At 61.3% G+C, this 13,567-nt stretch carries 20 protein-coding genes; 9 read left to right on the top strand and 11 right to left on the bottom strand.

Annotation, left to right across the window (positions count from 1 at the left end):
* Window positions 1-34: 34 nt before the first annotated feature.
* From HMJ29_RS13200 to HMJ29_RS13170, 7 genes are all read right to left on the bottom strand, one after another.
* Window positions 35-715, bottom strand: a complete 681-nt coding sequence (locus tag HMJ29_RS13200) for a PD-(D/E)XK nuclease-like domain-containing protein (protein ID WP_171591939.1) — start codon at window positions 713-715, stop codon at window positions 35-37.
* 379 nt (window positions 716-1,094) lie between these two features.
* The gene (locus tag HMJ29_RS13195; RefSeq protein ID WP_171591938.1) at window positions 1,095-1,796 is read right to left on the bottom strand and encodes a hypothetical protein; all 702 of its coding nucleotides are present in this window, start codon (window positions 1,794-1,796) and stop codon (window positions 1,095-1,097) included.
* A 42-nt stretch (window positions 1,797-1,838) separates the two neighbouring features.
* Entirely contained in the window at window positions 1,839-1,997 is a 159-nt protein-coding gene (locus HMJ29_RS13190; RefSeq protein WP_171591937.1) for a hypothetical protein, read from the bottom strand.
* Between the two features lie 122 nt (window positions 1,998-2,119).
* Window positions 2,120-2,434, bottom strand: coding sequence for a DUF3846 domain-containing protein (locus tag HMJ29_RS13185; RefSeq protein WP_171591936.1), 315 nt, complete (start codon window positions 2,432-2,434; stop codon window positions 2,120-2,122).
* Window positions 2,427-2,747: a hypothetical protein gene (locus HMJ29_RS13180; protein WP_171591935.1), complete on the bottom strand. Its 321-nt coding sequence runs from the start codon at window positions 2,745-2,747 to the stop codon at window positions 2,427-2,429. Before HMJ29_RS13180 ends, HMJ29_RS13185 begins: the two co-directional genes overlap by 8 nt.
* Window positions 2,744-3,067, bottom strand: coding sequence for a hypothetical protein (locus HMJ29_RS13175; protein ID WP_171591934.1), 324 nt, complete (start codon window positions 3,065-3,067; stop codon window positions 2,744-2,746). The genes HMJ29_RS13180 and HMJ29_RS13175 overlap by 4 nt, the downstream gene beginning before the upstream one ends.
* Window positions 3,060-3,383: a hypothetical protein gene (locus HMJ29_RS13170; RefSeq protein ID WP_171591933.1), complete on the bottom strand. Its 324-nt coding sequence runs from the start codon at window positions 3,381-3,383 to the stop codon at window positions 3,060-3,062. The genes HMJ29_RS13175 and HMJ29_RS13170 overlap by 8 nt, the downstream gene beginning before the upstream one ends.
* Before the next feature lie 165 nt (window positions 3,384-3,548).
* Here HMJ29_RS13170 and HMJ29_RS20485 point away from each other — a divergent pair, with 165 nt between their 5' ends.
* From HMJ29_RS20485 to HMJ29_RS13130, 9 genes are all read left to right on the top strand, one after another.
* The gene (locus tag HMJ29_RS20485; RefSeq protein WP_253805640.1) at window positions 3,549-3,758 is read left to right on the top strand and encodes an SLOG family protein; all 210 of its coding nucleotides are present in this window, start codon (window positions 3,549-3,551) and stop codon (window positions 3,756-3,758) included.
* Window positions 3,740-3,874 carry a hypothetical protein gene (locus HMJ29_RS20630; RefSeq protein ID WP_301339233.1) on the top strand — a complete coding sequence of 45 codons (135 nt, stop codon included), beginning with the start codon at window positions 3,740-3,742 and terminating at the stop codon, window positions 3,872-3,874. The genes HMJ29_RS20485 and HMJ29_RS20630 overlap by 19 nt, the downstream gene beginning before the upstream one ends.
* A gap of 840 nt (window positions 3,875-4,714) precedes the next feature.
* Window positions 4,715-4,987, top strand: coding sequence for a hypothetical protein (locus HMJ29_RS13160; protein ID WP_171591932.1), 273 nt, complete (start codon window positions 4,715-4,717; stop codon window positions 4,985-4,987).
* Complete coding sequence (locus HMJ29_RS13155; RefSeq protein ID WP_171591931.1) at window positions 4,971-5,393, top strand: M15 family metallopeptidase; 423 nt, start codon at window positions 4,971-4,973, stop codon at window positions 5,391-5,393. The genes HMJ29_RS13160 and HMJ29_RS13155 overlap by 17 nt, the downstream gene beginning before the upstream one ends.
* Before the next feature lie 188 nt (window positions 5,394-5,581).
* Window positions 5,582-6,043, top strand: coding sequence for a LexA family protein (locus tag HMJ29_RS13150; RefSeq protein WP_171591930.1), 462 nt, complete (start codon window positions 5,582-5,584; stop codon window positions 6,041-6,043).
* Between the two features lie 114 nt (window positions 6,044-6,157).
* A complete protein-coding gene (locus HMJ29_RS13145; protein WP_171591929.1) occupies window positions 6,158-7,453 on the top strand; it encodes a Y-family DNA polymerase in 1,296 nt (431 codons plus the stop codon).
* A 26-nt stretch (window positions 7,454-7,479) separates the two neighbouring features.
* Window positions 7,480-7,776 carry a hypothetical protein gene (locus tag HMJ29_RS13140; protein ID WP_171591928.1) on the top strand — a complete coding sequence of 99 codons (297 nt, stop codon included), beginning with the start codon at window positions 7,480-7,482 and terminating at the stop codon, window positions 7,774-7,776.
* Between the two features lie 76 nt (window positions 7,777-7,852).
* Entirely contained in the window at window positions 7,853-8,182 is a 330-nt protein-coding gene (locus HMJ29_RS13135; protein WP_171591927.1) for a hypothetical protein, read from the top strand.
* Between the two features lie 127 nt (window positions 8,183-8,309).
* On the top strand, window positions 8,310-8,570 hold the full coding sequence (locus HMJ29_RS13130; protein WP_171591926.1) for a hypothetical protein: 261 nt from the start codon (window positions 8,310-8,312) through the stop codon (window positions 8,568-8,570).
* 62 nt (window positions 8,571-8,632) lie between these two features.
* On the opposite strand, the gene HMJ29_RS13125 is transcribed toward HMJ29_RS13130, so the two are convergent.
* From HMJ29_RS13125 to HMJ29_RS13110, 4 genes are all read right to left on the bottom strand, one after another.
* Window positions 8,633-9,520, bottom strand: coding sequence for a nucleotidyl transferase AbiEii/AbiGii toxin family protein (locus HMJ29_RS13125; RefSeq protein ID WP_171591925.1), 888 nt, complete (start codon window positions 9,518-9,520; stop codon window positions 8,633-8,635).
* Complete coding sequence (locus HMJ29_RS13120; RefSeq protein ID WP_171591924.1) at window positions 9,492-10,541, bottom strand: type IV toxin-antitoxin system AbiEi family antitoxin; 1,050 nt, start codon at window positions 10,539-10,541, stop codon at window positions 9,492-9,494. Before HMJ29_RS13120 ends, HMJ29_RS13125 begins: the two co-directional genes overlap by 29 nt.
* A 123-nt stretch (window positions 10,542-10,664) precedes the next feature.
* Window positions 10,665-11,783 carry a DUF3298 and DUF4163 domain-containing protein gene (locus tag HMJ29_RS13115; RefSeq protein WP_171591923.1) on the bottom strand — a complete coding sequence of 373 codons (1,119 nt, stop codon included), beginning with the start codon at window positions 11,781-11,783 and terminating at the stop codon, window positions 10,665-10,667.
* A 16-nt stretch (window positions 11,784-11,799) separates the two neighbouring features.
* A complete protein-coding gene (locus HMJ29_RS13110; protein ID WP_171591922.1) occupies window positions 11,800-13,422 on the bottom strand; it encodes a WG repeat-containing protein in 1,623 nt (540 codons plus the stop codon).
* Window positions 13,423-13,567 lie beyond the last annotated feature (145 nt).

Below are 13,567 nucleotides of genomic sequence, written 5' to 3'. Positions count from 1 at the left end.
ATTATGCGTAAGAAAATGAGGAAAAAGAGTGGAATCAGGCTGCCAGTCGGGTTTCCATTGGAGCAAAGCCATCAGTGGTAAGGCTTGCGGTGTAGGCACGTAGCAGGCGCTGGTACTTCTTGCGGCCCTGCTCAATGAGGCCGGGCGTGGCCGTTAGCTCTACCCGCCACACGTTATGCGGGGCGCGTTTCTGCACGCCGATGATGAGAAAGCGGGTGGCGCCCAGCGCGTCGAGGTAGAAGGCGGCCTGGCGGTCGTAGTCGTACTTCTCAATGGTGGTAAGGAAATGGGCCAGGTCGGGGGAGCTGGTGGTTTTGAAGTCGATGAGGGTGAGGCGGCGGCCGGCACGGCTGCGCACCAGCAAGTCGGGGCGCACCTTCACCCCTACCCCCGTGGCGGCGTGAGTGGCGGTGTAGGACTGCTCGGGCTGACCTCGATACAGCAGGTCGCGGCAGTAGCGTTGGCGGCGCACCTGGCGGGCCAGGGTTTCGAGGTCGGCCCAGCGGATGCCTTTTTCGGCAGTGCGAGCGTAGTAGGCGGGCTCCAGCACGGCGGCGTGAAAGTGGCTGCCAAAGGCCAGGGCCACGGGGTTGGGCTGGCGGGTCAGGCCCAACAGTTCGTGCTTCAACTGGCTCAGGCCGGTGTTGCTGATACCAGGTAGGGCGCGGTGCTGGTCCTGCGTGAGGCCAGGATGATGGGTGAGGCTGTGAAACATGGCTATTGTGTTCTTGGGAAGTTGGAGGCTTAGGGTCTTGGGTTCGGGCGGACGAGCTGAATTCGCGGATGATGGCCAGGCGCTCGGGGTCGGTGGCACGGTGCAACCAGATGTGGGCGCCCCCACAACCCACTTGGTAAGTGGGTTCAGGAAACAGCCGGCGCACGGCCGGGGCCAGGGTGCGCAGGTCAGGGAGGGGTGCGGTGGCAGCTACCAGTTCGTTTAGCTTGTCCAGGTCGGCGGCTTCAGCATCGTTGCGGGGCGGCTGCTCCACGGTGAGCTGCGGTTGGTTAAGCAGGTCGGGGCAGTGAGCGTGTAGGACGGACCTGAACATGGGCGTAGGATGGCCCCCGCGCCGGGTGGCGCGGGGGCCGGGCTATCAGGCGGCTTGTTGGGCTAGCTCGGCTTCTTCGACTCCCTCCGGGGCTGCATCCTCGGCGGGGGCCGTGTAGCCGTGGCTGATGCGCACCTCAGCCCCGGTTGAATAGGTTTCCTGGCGCCAGATGGGAAAGTCGCGGGCGAAGTCGCGGCGGGCGGCTACTTCCTGGGGGGCGGCGGCTTCGTAGCTAAAGCCGGCAATGAAGTAGGTAGCTTTCTTGCCATCTTTGACCGTCTCCTTCTTTTCGGCCGTCACTTTCACTACCACGTCGGCTAAGGTCAGCTCGTCGTAGAACAGGGGCTCGATCAGGCGGTAGAGGTTTTCGACGCTGTAGCCGTGAAAGAGCACGGCGCAGATGGCGCCTTTCTCATCGGCAAAAAACAGTTCGGCCCACAGCTTGCGGCCCATGTTCAAAATGTTGTCGGAGAATACGCGCCAAGCCAGCGGAATAAAGCTGATGGCGGGGCCCAGCGGCGTAATGCCACCGATGTTGAACTGGCCGGCTTTGGCATCGAAGCGAATTTGGCGCGGGTGGCCGGGCAGGTAGCGGAAGCGCGGCACCTGCATGACTTCACCGCTGGCCTCGTCTACCTTGTCCATCAGGTAAGCGGGGCTAAGTGGCCCTAGGGTTAGCGTGGTTTCGGGGGCGGGAGTGGCGGGCTGAGCGGCTTGCAGCTTGGTGGTTTTCGTGGCAGTGGCCATAATACTAGAAGTTAGAAATGAGAGATTAAGAGGTGAGAAAGGTTAGGGCCGATGGTTGCGGCGGGCCCCTGCGCCGTGGCAATGGGAGCGGAAGTAGGCGGCCCCTATGGCGGCCGGCAGCGGCGGCAGGTGCTGTTGCAGCGGGCGCGGCAAGCGGCCCGCAAGGCGGCGCGAAGGCCGGCGGCCCGGTTCCCGAGCCATAGCGCGGCCCAGGAGGTGCCGGGGCACTTCATTAGGGTGAGGTAGGTGCCGGCGCCCAGCGGGCTGCCGGGCACGGGCCGCTGCACAATGCGGCAGACGGGGGCGGGTGTTTTGCGCACGGCTTAGCGGAATTGCTTGTCGTGGCACAGAATGACGCGGCCGACTACTACATCTACTCCGCGCGCCTCTGGAATATGCTGATGGTAGAAGTGCGTGGCCAGCACGTTGAGGTAGCAGGGGTTACGAAACTTGCCTTCGTCGTCGATTATCAAAATCAACTCGGAGGAGAGGCGCACCACGTCTACCGTGCGGCAGTCGAGCAGCTGGTAGAGTTCGGCCAGCTTGAAGCTGCGGCCGTTGCGGGGGCTGACCGGCTGCGGCTGGGCGCTGTGCGGGTCGAGTAGTTGGGCTTGGTAGGAAGTAGCGGGTTTAGGCATGAGAGTAGACAGGTAAAGGTTCTTGGAGGTCCCAGGGGTGCGGATGGTAGTCATCGGCGGGCGGGGGCAGCTCGCCGTAGCGGTCGGCCGGGCGCAGGCGTAGCAAGGCGGGGCGGTTCAGCTGCTCCGCGGCGGCCTGGGCTAGCTCGTGGGTGGCGTAGGCGCCGGGGGCGGCCTCTTGCTGATACAGGCCAGGGCCGCCGGGTATGGTGCCGGGCTGGGCGACGTCGCGCACCACGGCCCAGCCGGGGCCCGCGGCGTACAAGCAGGCCGCGTACCAGCAGCCTGCTTGTGAGGTGGTGCCAGGGCTCATGGGCGCGGACCCTCGTGGTAGAGTAATTCTGCCAACTGCTCGGCTAGGGCCTGCTCCTGGGCGCGGCCGACGTAAAGCGGGCGGCCCGTGCGCCGGCAGTACACGCCCCGTAGGCGCACATGGGGCTGCCTGTTGCTCGACCAGCTGAACTCATCCGCGGAAACCCACTGCACGTAGTAGGTCACGGCAGCTACCACCTCCCGCAGCCCGCCGAACAGCAACACGGCTAGCTCCCGCTCGTGGAAGCAACGGCGGCGGGTATAGCTACCCGCCCCTGCCGGGGCGGATGCTACGGGGGCCAGCGTAGCGACGCTAGACATGGGCCGGAACGTGGGCGTACTCGTCCTCGGCCTTTATCACCTCCCACACGGCCACGAAAGCATGGGCAGGGGCCACGGCGCGCAGAGCGCGGAAAGCAGCTTTGAGGGCCTCAAAGGGGCAGCGGCCAGAGCCAGCAAAGTTACCGGCAGGCTGACAAGCCGGGCGCTCGGCCAGCGAGAAGCTGACGTACCAGCGCGGGCCGCTGCCCTGGTCATAGGTGGCGGCAGACTGGGCGACGTAGATGCCTTGGAACGGGCAGAGGGCAGGGCCTTGCCAAACGGCAGCGGCGAGCTGCAAAAGCTGATGGGGTTGCATGGCTGTAGAAGTTAGCCGTGGGTGCCCGCGCCGTAGGCCTCCGGGGGGCGGTAGCCAGGGCCTTCCCGACTACACACCTAAAGTACAAACATATTTCCACTATAACAACTAGTTTGACAAATAATTTTGCTTTTATATCAACTAAATTTTACATATATTGAATGCATGGAAAAACACAAAAATAAGACGGTAGCAGTAGTGGGTAGCCGAGGCATAACTACTTGCGCTGCCCTAGCGGAGCGGCCGGCTGAGTTACGCCCCGCCGAAGTGGTGAGCGGCGGCGCGGCGGGGGTAGATGCCCTGGCCGCCAGTTGGGCCCGCGCCCACCGGGTGCCCCTGCTGGAGCTGCGCCCCACGTGCGCAACGCCGATATAGTACGCCGGGCTGACCTAGTGCTGGTGGTGTGGGACGGCCGCAGCAAAGGGACGTTGAGCGCCCTGCGCGCCGCCCGCCGCTTGGGCCGCCCCGTGGAGCTGCTGCCACTGGATTAGCGCCTAGCCCCGGCTGCCGCGCTGGCACGCACCACGGACCGGCTGCCTGCCTTGAAAGCCTTGCCCTGGGGGTTTGGGGGCCGGGCTGAGGGCCCCCAACAGACCGGCCCGAAGGGCGCCTTATGAGGGTGTAGCAACCTTTTTTCGGGCTGCGGAACCCGAGGCCATGCAGCGCAGCGCGGAGCATACTACGGGGGTTTGGGGGACTCCCCAATGAACACTCCGCAAAGCGGACCTTATCGTGCGGGGGAAGAGGCGCGGGCGGCTGCGGGGCAGGCTGTGGGTTGGGAAGCAGCCGCTGGCGCCGGGGTGGGGGCTTGGGGTACGGACAGGCGGCGTGGGGCCTTTTTCGGCCCGGCGCGGCCTGGAAGCGGTGCGTTGGGCAGGCGGCTGGGTTGACACGCTGATGTCTGGAGCAGCAGTCGGAATGGTGCGGTAGGTGGAGGCCGGGCCCTGGAGTGCAGTGGCGCAGGAGTTGGTGGGAGGGCAGAACGCAGGGGCTGGGCCGGGCGGTGGGGTTCGGTAGCCGACCGGCGGCGCCTTTTAGGGGCGCGGCTGGGCAGCGTGGGACGGTCAGCTTCAGGGAGTAGCAGCTGTTGCGGGAGGAATGGCTGAGGGATGGCAGCCAAGCCGACGCAGGAGGCTGCCCGCAGGGCCGTAGCGAAGTGGCGTACAGCCCGACCCCGGACCGCAGCAGAGCGGAGGGACGGGGGCAGCCCCTACTTAGAATACAGCAAGTAAAAGTTCAAAAACTATTATATCATTTCAACTCATCAACCATAAAACAAAGTTGACGTTTAGTAGATTTGTCAAACAAGTTTAACCAAACATCAGCTAGCCATGTTCAGCAGCACCAAAGCCGGGCACATCACCCACATTGTAACGACGGCCTTACTAGGTCAGGTTGTTACCGAACGTCTTACGCCTCCCGACCCGTCGACCATTGAAAACTACGGGCACCTGATTATTCAGGCGTTGGTGGCCATCGTAACCATCTGGGCTACCGTGCGGAAGGCCTTGCAGAAGCCGGAAGCGGTAGTAAAAGTACCGGCCGAAGCATTACCGAAAACAACTGAAGTTCGCCAGGATTCGCTGGATGGTAACGCTCAGTAGTGCCCAGGCCGGGCGGCAGGCGGCCCGGTTGGCGGGGGTGCATCTAACGCTACGCGCAGCCTATGCCAAGGCCTTGCTGGCGTGGCTGGCCAACCCACAATTGGCCCGACTCGGGCGGCCGATTGTGACAACGGGGCATAGGAGCGTAGATGAGCAAAATGCCCTGTACGCACAAGGGCGCAACAAGCCAGGGCCCATCGTGACATACAAGCTTGGTGGGGAGTCGAAGCACAACGCCAAGCCAGCTAGGGCTTTGGATGTGGCCTTTCTGCTCGACAACGGGCAGGTAAGTTGGTCGGCGGAGTTGCTGGCCCGATTTGCGCAGCTAATGAAAGCGGCGAGTCCGGCCGTCCGGTGGGGCGGCGACTGGCAGAGTTGGAAAGACCGGCCACACTTTGAAGTGTGAGCCGGTCTTCGGCTTTCCAAGCAGACTGGAATGGCTGCTTCAGCCGGGAACATGTTTGCATAGCAGCAAGCTATTTTGACAGTGTCAGCGCATTTTTACCAATTTTTTTGACAATACATTAACTAATTTAATTAGCAAGGCCGTATACTTGCCATCGTAAGCTGTTTCAACCCAACTAAAACGCACCGATGGCAACTGCAATCATACTAGGCAAAGTCCGGCAGGACCTGACCTTTCTACCCTTGCTCGACAACCGCTTGTCGTGTGGCTTTCCGTCGCCGGCGGCGGACTATGAAGCGGAACTGGTCGACTTGAACCGGCTGATGCTGCGACACCCGGATGCCTCGTTTCTGGCGCGGGCCACGGGCAACAGCATGATGGGCGCAGGCATCCATGATGGGGATGTGCTGGCGGTGGACCGCAGCATGCAGGCCCAGGACGGGGACGTGGTGGTAGCCTGCGTGGAAGGTGAGTACACCGTAAAGCGGCTCAAGAAGCTGCCAAATTCGGCTATGCTAGTGGCGGAAAACGCCGACTACTCCCCTATCGTGGTGCGCAATGCTGACGATTTGCGGATTTGGGGCGTGGTAGTGGCCGTGTTGCACCCGCTGGTGAAAGAAGGCCGGCACGGGGTGTCAATTAAAAATTAGGAATTAGGAATTAAGAATTGGAGGGTGAGGCTGTAAGCGACATGGCTTCTTCCCGCTGGTCTTACTCTTTATTGGCGGTCAGCTACTGGTCACCATTTACCTATTACCTCTCCTATGTTCGGCTTAATTGACTGCAATAATTTCTACGCCTCGTGCGAGCGGGTTTTCCGGCCGGAGCTGGAAGAGCGGCCGGTGGTAGTGCTCAGCAACAATGATGGGTGCGTTATTGCCCGGTCGCAGGAGGCGAAGGCGCTGGGCGTGAAGATGGGGGCACCCTATTTTCAGATGCGGGAGTTGATGGAGCGGCATGGTGTGGTGGTGTGCTCCTCGAACTACGAGCTGTACGGGGACATGAGCCGGCGCGTGATGTGGTATCTGGAGCAGGTGACGCCGGCGGTGGAAGTGTATTCCATTGACGAGGCATTTCTGGATTTGCGGGGCATGACGCGCCACTATGACCTGCCCAGCTGGGCCGCCGAGCTGCGCGGGGCCGTGCGGCAGCGCACCGGCATTCCGGTGTGCGTGGGCGTGGCGCCAACCAAGACGCTGGCAAAGGTGGCCAACCGAGTGGCCAAGCAGGAAATGTTGCGCGGCCAGGGACCGGGCGTGCTGCTGCTCGATGACGAAGCCCAGCGCCGGAAGGTGCTGGCGCAGGTGGCCGTGGAAGATGTGTGGGGCGTGGGGCACCGGTCGGCTGCCAAGCTGTATGCTGCCGGCGTGCGCACAGCCGCCGAGCTGGCAGGAGTCAGCGACGTCTGGGCGCGTAAGAACCTGGGCGGCGTGGTGGGAGCCCGGCTGCTGCTGGAACTACGCGGGGTGCCCTGCGCTAGTGTGGTAGTAGAAGATGAAGCCCGCAAGTCGCTGGCCTGCACCCGCTCGTTTGGGCAGCCCCTGAGTGAGCTAACTGACCTGGCCGGGGCCGTGGCCACGCACGTGGCGCGGGCCGGCGAAAAGCTGCGGCAGCAGGGGCTGGCCGCGCGCCTGCTCACCGTGTTCGTGGAAACCAGCCGCTACGCCGGGCCGCCTCCCCCCTACTCGTTTTCCACTCAGCTGACTTTGCCGGTGGCTACCGACGACACGCTGGTGCTGGCGGCCTGGGCGCGGCGCGGGCTGGAACGGATCTACCGGCCGGGCCGGCGCTACGTGAAGGCCGGGGTGGTGCTGGACGGGTTGGAGCGGGCCGGGCAACAGCAGCAGGGCAGTCTGTTTGCGCCATTGGCAGCCTCTCCCGAGCGGGCGGCCCTGATGCGCACCTTGGACGGTCTCAACAGCCGCTATGGCAAGGGGACAGTGCGGGTGGGCACGATGGTGGCCGCGCCGGGGCAGCGCGAGGCCTGGGCTATGCGGCGGGAGGCGAAGAGCCCGGCGTTTACTACCAGCTGGCAAGAACTATGGAAAGTACGCTGCTAATGGCAGCTGCATCAACTGTGACATACATGGCAACCGCACGTTTTTTACTGGAGGCCCACGTTCGGGCCGTCTTTGACGATTCCCACGTCATCGAACTTCTACGCCCCGGCCGGCCGCCGTGGCAACTGGCGCTGCCAGTGGAAGTGGAGCAGGGCCGCGTAACCGTGGCGCTGGTGGACTACGTGACGGCGCAATACCTGGTGGAACAACCCAAGGAAGGTGTCCGGCTGGGGTGGGAAACAGTGTATTCCCTGGTGCGCACGGCCCTGGAAGAAGCATATACTCACCCCGGCAAGTCCCCGAATACGCCACTCAGCACGTGACGACACGGGCCAGCCCCGCCTGCGCTTTGATTTTCCCCGAAACTCTTCACTTCAACCAGTTCACTTGCAAACCGATATGACCCATTTACCCGAACTTCTTGCACCAGTGCACCAGCCGGTTAGTCTGGAGAAGTACGAAACCCGCCGGGGCGTAGCGCTTCGCCTGCATAATCAGCGCATCGGCATGCTGGTGACGCCGGAAGGGTATTATCAGCTCCAGCTGGCCCAGGCGCTGAAGGCAGGCGAAGCCGCCGAGCTGCGGCGCCTGGGCTACCGGGATACGCCTGGCGACTTTATCCTGCGGGACCGGGTACGGTACTCGGTGGTGCAGTTCACGGCGGAAGCGTTTGACGCCGCGGTGTGGTGCTGGCAGGAGCTGCAGACCCGGCAGCGGCGCAAACGGTAGCAGAGCTGGCAAGCCGCTCAACCAAGAAACGTCCTGCTCGGCGTCTCTATGCCATACAAGCAGCCTGGCAACCAATTTAACTGGCGGCCTCGTTTTCTTCATTTCCTCTCTCCTACCTTCCACTGTCATGCCCCATTTTGTACCGGACGCGGAGTCCATCACTGAGTTTTTTGGCGAGTTTGAAGCGCGGGGCTACTGCATAGAGCTAATACCGGCGCCGCGGCTGGGTGGCTACGCTTTGCGGATGCCGTTAGGGCCAGGTAACGACGTAATACCCTTGTTTCCGCTGCCGGCAGCCGAGATGCAAACGGCGGAAGATGCCCAGCGCTGGATGGAGAAGCTGCGGGATAATCAGCTCAGCCAGTATGCTTTTTTGCTGGACAAATAAAGACTGTAACTCCTCCTAGGGCTTAGTCCATTCGGCGGCACTCAGGCGTCTCTCTGTAGACGTTATTCAGGAAGCGGCCAGGTTTCTCCTATGCCCGTCCGCAGGGCCGCCAGCGTAGCCAAGCTGATGCCCAGTTCCGGGCCGCTGCGGCTGATGACCCGCGCTAAGGGGCTCCGTTCTCCCAGGGCGAGCTGGTCGGCCAGGAGCGTCAGCAGGCGCGTTTGCACCGGGCGGCCGGCAATCAGCTCCTGGACTTGTCGGCCTAACACCCGGGCGCCGACCAGCAGCATCAGATGGGTGCTATCGGCGGCGGCGTCCTCCGAGAACAAGTCCAGGTGGTGCGTGTATATCTCGTCGGTTATCAGATGGAAATATGCCTCCAGCAGGTTCCAGACATCCACGGCGTCCTTGCCGCGCAGCTCGGGACGGTCCTGCCAGGCCACCAGCTTCAGCACGACGATGCCGGGTAGCGTTACTACCCGCCACTGCTCGCCGGCCGGGGTGGCTACCGTGGCGGCCTCGGCCAGCACCTCCGAGAAGCCAACGGTGGAAATGTGCTCCATGCCCCGCCCCGAAAAATACACGTCGCCGGCTTCGTCAGCAATGGCGCCGAAGGGCATCAGGTCTACTGTCACGTTGCCGACTGAAGCGGGATACAGCAGGCAGAAAGCACTGCTCGGAGCCCGAATGAAGCCCTCGTGCTCCATTAGCCAGGCCTGCAGGGCCTCGTATTGGCTCGTATTGTTGATGAACACGGCCAGGTCCAGGTCTTTGGTCATGCGCCGGGCCGGCTCGTGGTAGATCTGGCTCAGCCAGATGTCGCGGGCCACCGCCCCTACTAGGTAGAAATCAACGCCGAACTGCCCGAAGCCGCGCTGCAGGGCGGCCATTGCCTCGCTCAGGCCCGCGGGCTGCAGGCTCTCAGGCGAGATAGGGTAAATAGTGCTCATGCAGGCGTTGGGCTACCTCCCGGTTGCGCGGGTCGGTGGTGATGATCAGGTCGGCGTAGGCCAGCAGCGGATGTACTGCCTGAGGCTGTGGCCGTTCCGGGTGGAAAATGGTATCCATGGGACGAAGCACCTCCACCGGGCCGTGGGCATCGGGCACCAGCCGCAGCTGCTGCATGATGGCGGCCCGGGAAGCGGTGGTATAGAGGGTGAAGTATTCGGGCAGCAGATACCCATCGAGCAGCAGGTGGGCCGCCGGCTCTCCGCCCCAGAGCATGTCGGGCCCCAGCGGCAGGTCCTGCCAGCCTTGCCGGGCCACGCCCGGGTCGAGCCAGCGGTAGCGCTGGGCGGCCAGCCGGGGGCGAACTACTTCGCCGTAGGCATCGACCCAGCGGCGGAGCACCTGGGCCGGGTCGGTCCACCGGCGGCGGCCCGCTTCCTCGCGCAACAACCCTAGCTGTTGCAGGCTCCGCAGCAGGATACTCACGGAGCCCAGCGCCACTTGGGCCTGCTCGGCCATGACGCGGTAGCTGGCTTGCAGCAACGCGGGGGTGCTGAGCAGATGGTAGAGCAGTTGCACCCCTGCCGGCTGGAAGGCACGGTGCTGGGTAGGCGGATCGGCCAGGGGCTGCCGCTGCCCACTCACTAGAACAAAGAAGCTCTTATCAGCCGTGTACAAGTAGGCGTTACCGGCAGTGTCGAGGTACTGAATATCGTGCTGGCGCAGTTTCTCCCCCTGCTGGCTACTCACGTACGGCACTACAAGCACGACTGGCTCCCCTGCCTGGTCGTTGATGGAGCGCAGATGCCCTATCGTGCCGGATTGTATTCGCTGCTTGGCTTCGGCCAGGAACAGATGCCCTTGCGGACCGATACGAAGGCATCCGTCGGCCTGATAGTGGCTCCCAGCTGTTAGTGCCAAGTGCTTTTCGGGCAACGGTACCGGATGCGCGTTAAGCTGGGTGCTCGTCTCGAATGCCTGGCAAGCTAAGGTCAGTATCTCTTGCTCTACTTCTGCGTTCATTTTTATATGATGTTCACTAATAATGAACAAGCTAAAATAATGAACAAAGCACTCAAAAGCAAGAAACAAAAGTGGCCAGCTTCTACCCTGAGAAGCTGGCCCTTGTTATAAAACTTTCACTTCCTAGAGTTTGCCATCCATGAAGGAGCGAGCAGGGTTGTTCTGTTTCAGCAACGTACCCAACTGCTGATACGAGATAAACACTGTAGGGTCGCCGCCGGCGTAGGCAGCAGCTTCATAGGGGTTGAAATGAAACAGAAGGCCCTTGGGGGTGATGAGAAAATTCCCATTCATCTGAAACTCGTCGGCGTCGTTGAGCATGGTATTCTCTGCGTTTTGCTCATAAAACAAACGACGCCCCAATTGGTGGAGCCGCTGCTCGTAGCCCGCAACGAGCAGGTCTTTGAGCTGGATGGGCCGGTCCTGCCGTAGGTCGTAGTTGATGTAGTGAGTAGAGTGATTGGGATGGGCACCGCCGCTGTCGGTGTTGTCGTCTATTTGCAAAGACAGCAAATGGTATTCGTTGTTTACCTCCGTTACACTGATATCGGATTGAATCGGGCCGTCGGCGACTTGCTTTTTCATCCAGGCCGCCAAGTCCATTTTCAGGTAGTCGGTATTACCGCTCCCATCGTCCATGATTACTTGCCGCACTTGTTGATTAAGCTTATCATGGCCCTCAACGAGGGGGATGCTGACCGAAATTGAAGAGCAGTTGTCCATATCGTCGGGCCGGTTTTCAAATCGTACAGCGCAGTCTCGTTCCTGTTTTTCGCCGTAGCTCAGGGCGGCGGAGCCGTCGTAGTTTTCGCGGAGCTGGAAGGGCAATGGTGCGCCGGTGCGCGGGTTGGTCCAGGTGCCCATCCAGCCGGCGGCCGTGAGCTGGCCTTTTAGGCGGCCGGTAATCTTGCCGTTCTCATCCTGCTCATCTACCTCAGCCTCCGCGCCCCGCAACCGGCCCGTCAGGCTCAGGGGCAGGCGGGTACGCTGGTAATAATAGCTGCCGTAGAGGGCTCCGCTGCTGTCTTTGCGCAGGGTAAGGACAACGGGCGACTTGCCGATGGTGCCCAGGTAACGCTTATGGAACGTAGCCAGGCGGGCCGGCTCAGGAGCTGGCGCGGGCGCTGCCGCTGCCGCTGCGGATGGGGCGTTGGTGGCGGTAACGGCGTTATCGGACTGGGTTTGGCAGGAGGCAAGCAAGGCGCCCACCGCAGTAAGCGCGGGTAAAAAACGAGAATACATATTGTATGAGAAGCTGCTATTTATCGAGGCTGACTGATTTCTCGGATTTGCCGTTGTTGGCAGTCCAGGTACCGTAGGCGTGGTTGATATTGAGAGCCCCGCCCTCTTTAGACGTGACCTGCAGCTCAAATTTGCCGTCCCATTTGTCGTCGCCGGGCTCATTGAGCTTGAGGCCATAGCCACAGCCGTCGCCTTCCACCCAGGCCCAAAATGTACCGGACACCGGGCGCTTGTTGCTGCCTACCTGATTCCAGCCGGATACCTGGTCGCCGGCTACTTTATCAATGTGCAGCGTGAAGGGCTTGTCGTCGAGTTTGCCGCGCCACGTACCAGTTAAGTAGGCCGGGGCCCCTTCCCGAACTTGTTCTTCGGTAGGCAATGCCGATGAGCTGGCGGCGTCGCTGGCCGCTTCCATAGCGTCGGCCTTCGCCTCTCCTTCAGCTCCTACATCTTCCATACCAGCAACAGGTGTATATGAATTCGCAGAAGCAGCCTCGGAGGTGACGGCCATTTCCTCGGAATCTGTCACGTCGCGGGTTAGAGCGGTGACACTACCGTCCTCCTCTACCAAGGCCGAGCCGTTGAGCTTGGGCTGATAGACGTCATCATAGGTGGGGTTTTCCAGGAACTTGCCCTGCTTATCAATCACACCCCATTTACTGCCTACTTTAGCAAAGGCAATATCGGCGTAGAAGGGAGTGGCCTCCTCGAATTGGGCGTTTATAGCCCATTTGCCCTCCCGGTCCAGATACCCTATTTGGCGGGTGGCGTTGTCGCCGGCCAGAGCCAGCCCGTTGGCAGAAAAAGGTAGTACCCCCGCGTAGCTCGGATTGATGGCAATTTTGCCGCTCTCATCAATAAATCCCCAGTTATTGCCCAGACGGACTGGCGCTAATCCTTGCGAGAACATACCGGCTTGGTCGAACTGTGGGTTGATGACGTACGTGCCTTTATCGTCCAAGTAACCGTACTTCTCCTGAACTTTTACCACGGCTCGATTCTGGCTGAAGTAACTGACATCGGCGTACTCTAGGGGAATAACTATCTGGTTTTGCTTGTTGATAAACCCAGCTTTCGACTCGAACGGGCCGCGCTGCTGCTCCACGCGGGCCTGGCCCTGCACGAAGGAAGATGCCTTGCTGTACGTAGGAGTAATCACCAGGCGGCCTTCGGGATTGACATACCCCCACTTCTCGCCTATGCGCACTGCCGCCAGGCCCTCGTGAAAACTGCGTGCTTCCTGGGCGTTGGCAAGGGTGAACTTCACAGCTCCTTTGGTATCAACATAGGTGATTTGGCCGCTAGCGGGCACTACGCAAGCCAGACCCTCGGAAAAAGCCAGACCCGCCTCATACGCCGGGGCAATGATGAATGTCCCCTTCGGGTTAATGTAGCCTACTTTATGGGCAGTGTTTTCAACCCGGGCCAGCCCATCATGGAACAAGTCAGCTTCGGCAAATTGGGGGTTGATAGCGGCTTTGCCCTGCTGGTTTAGGTAACCCCAGCGGTCAGCCATCTGATAGGGCAGCAGGTCGTATTGGTCGGCCGAGTTGCTACTGTTACTACCAGTAGAAGTACAGCTTACGGCTGAGACGGCGAGGGTAAAAGAAACAGCAGAGCGTAAAAGTGTTCGATTCATTTGTGAGTTATCGAAAAAAGAGGAAAGGTATTCATGCCGTGGTAAATAGTGCTTGACTTAGCAGACATATCGATGGTGCCGATTCGCCGTGTATTGCAGCTGTGAAGTATAGCCGGAAAGACTACAGGTACACAGTACCACCATT

The sequence above is a fragment of the Hymenobacter taeanensis genome, from assembly GCF_013137895.1.
GTDB classification, from domain to species: domain Bacteria; phylum Bacteroidota; class Bacteroidia; order Cytophagales; family Hymenobacteraceae; genus Hymenobacter; species Hymenobacter taeanensis.
Note: the sequence above shows the minus strand (reverse complement) of the source record. Positions and strands in the feature narration are given on the sequence as shown.

What these genes read in the sequence shown, in the direction of transcription:
- HMJ29_RS13130 (WP_171591926.1), top strand. Translation starts at nt 8,310, where the DNA reads ATGCCCCATTTTGTACCGGACGCGGAGTCCATCACTGAGTTTTTTGGC.
- HMJ29_RS13145 (WP_171591929.1), top strand. Translation starts at nt 6,158, where the DNA reads ATGTTCGGCTTAATTGACTGCAATAATTTCTACGCCTCGTGCGAGCGG.
- HMJ29_RS13170 (WP_171591933.1), bottom strand. Translation starts at nt 3,383, where the DNA reads ATGCAACCCCATCAGCTTTTGCAGCTCGCCGCTGCCGTTTGGCAAGGC.
- HMJ29_RS13110 (WP_171591922.1), bottom strand. Translation starts at nt 13,422, where the DNA reads ATGAATCGAACACTTTTACGCTCTGCTGTTTCTTTTACCCTCGCCGTC.
- HMJ29_RS20485 (WP_253805640.1), top strand. Translation starts at nt 3,549, where the DNA reads ATGGAAAAACACAAAAATAAGACGGTAGCAGTAGTGGGTAGCCGAGGC.
- HMJ29_RS13120 (WP_171591924.1), bottom strand. Translation starts at nt 10,541, where the DNA reads ATGAACGCAGAAGTAGAGCAAGAGATACTGACCTTAGCTTGCCAGGCA.
- HMJ29_RS13150 (WP_171591930.1), top strand. Translation starts at nt 5,582, where the DNA reads ATGGCAACTGCAATCATACTAGGCAAAGTCCGGCAGGACCTGACCTTT.
- HMJ29_RS13195 (WP_171591938.1), bottom strand. Translation starts at nt 1,796, where the DNA reads ATGGCCACTGCCACGAAAACCACCAAGCTGCAAGCCGCTCAGCCCGCC.
- HMJ29_RS13135 (WP_171591927.1), top strand. Translation starts at nt 7,853, where the DNA reads ATGACCCATTTACCCGAACTTCTTGCACCAGTGCACCAGCCGGTTAGT.
- HMJ29_RS13140 (WP_171591928.1), top strand. Translation starts at nt 7,480, where the DNA reads ATGGCAACCGCACGTTTTTTACTGGAGGCCCACGTTCGGGCCGTCTTT.
- HMJ29_RS13160 (WP_171591932.1), top strand. Translation starts at nt 4,715, where the DNA reads ATGTTCAGCAGCACCAAAGCCGGGCACATCACCCACATTGTAACGACG.
- HMJ29_RS13155 (WP_171591931.1), top strand. Translation starts at nt 4,971, where the DNA reads ATGGTAACGCTCAGTAGTGCCCAGGCCGGGCGGCAGGCGGCCCGGTTG.
- HMJ29_RS13190 (WP_171591937.1), bottom strand. Translation starts at nt 1,997, where the DNA reads ATGGCTCGGGAACCGGGCCGCCGGCCTTCGCGCCGCCTTGCGGGCCGC.
- HMJ29_RS13125 (WP_171591925.1), bottom strand. Translation starts at nt 9,520, where the DNA reads ATGAGCACTATTTACCCTATCTCGCCTGAGAGCCTGCAGCCCGCGGGC.
- HMJ29_RS13115 (WP_171591923.1), bottom strand. Translation starts at nt 11,783, where the DNA reads ATGTATTCTCGTTTTTTACCCGCGCTTACTGCGGTGGGCGCCTTGCTT.
- HMJ29_RS13200 (WP_171591939.1), bottom strand. Translation starts at nt 715, where the DNA reads ATGTTTCACAGCCTCACCCATCATCCTGGCCTCACGCAGGACCAGCAC.
- HMJ29_RS13175 (WP_171591934.1), bottom strand. Translation starts at nt 3,067, where the DNA reads ATGTCTAGCGTCGCTACGCTGGCCCCCGTAGCATCCGCCCCGGCAGGG.
- HMJ29_RS13180 (WP_171591935.1), bottom strand. Translation starts at nt 2,747, where the DNA reads ATGAGCCCTGGCACCACCTCACAAGCAGGCTGCTGGTACGCGGCCTGC.
- HMJ29_RS13185 (WP_171591936.1), bottom strand. Translation starts at nt 2,434, where the DNA reads ATGCCTAAACCCGCTACTTCCTACCAAGCCCAACTACTCGACCCGCAC.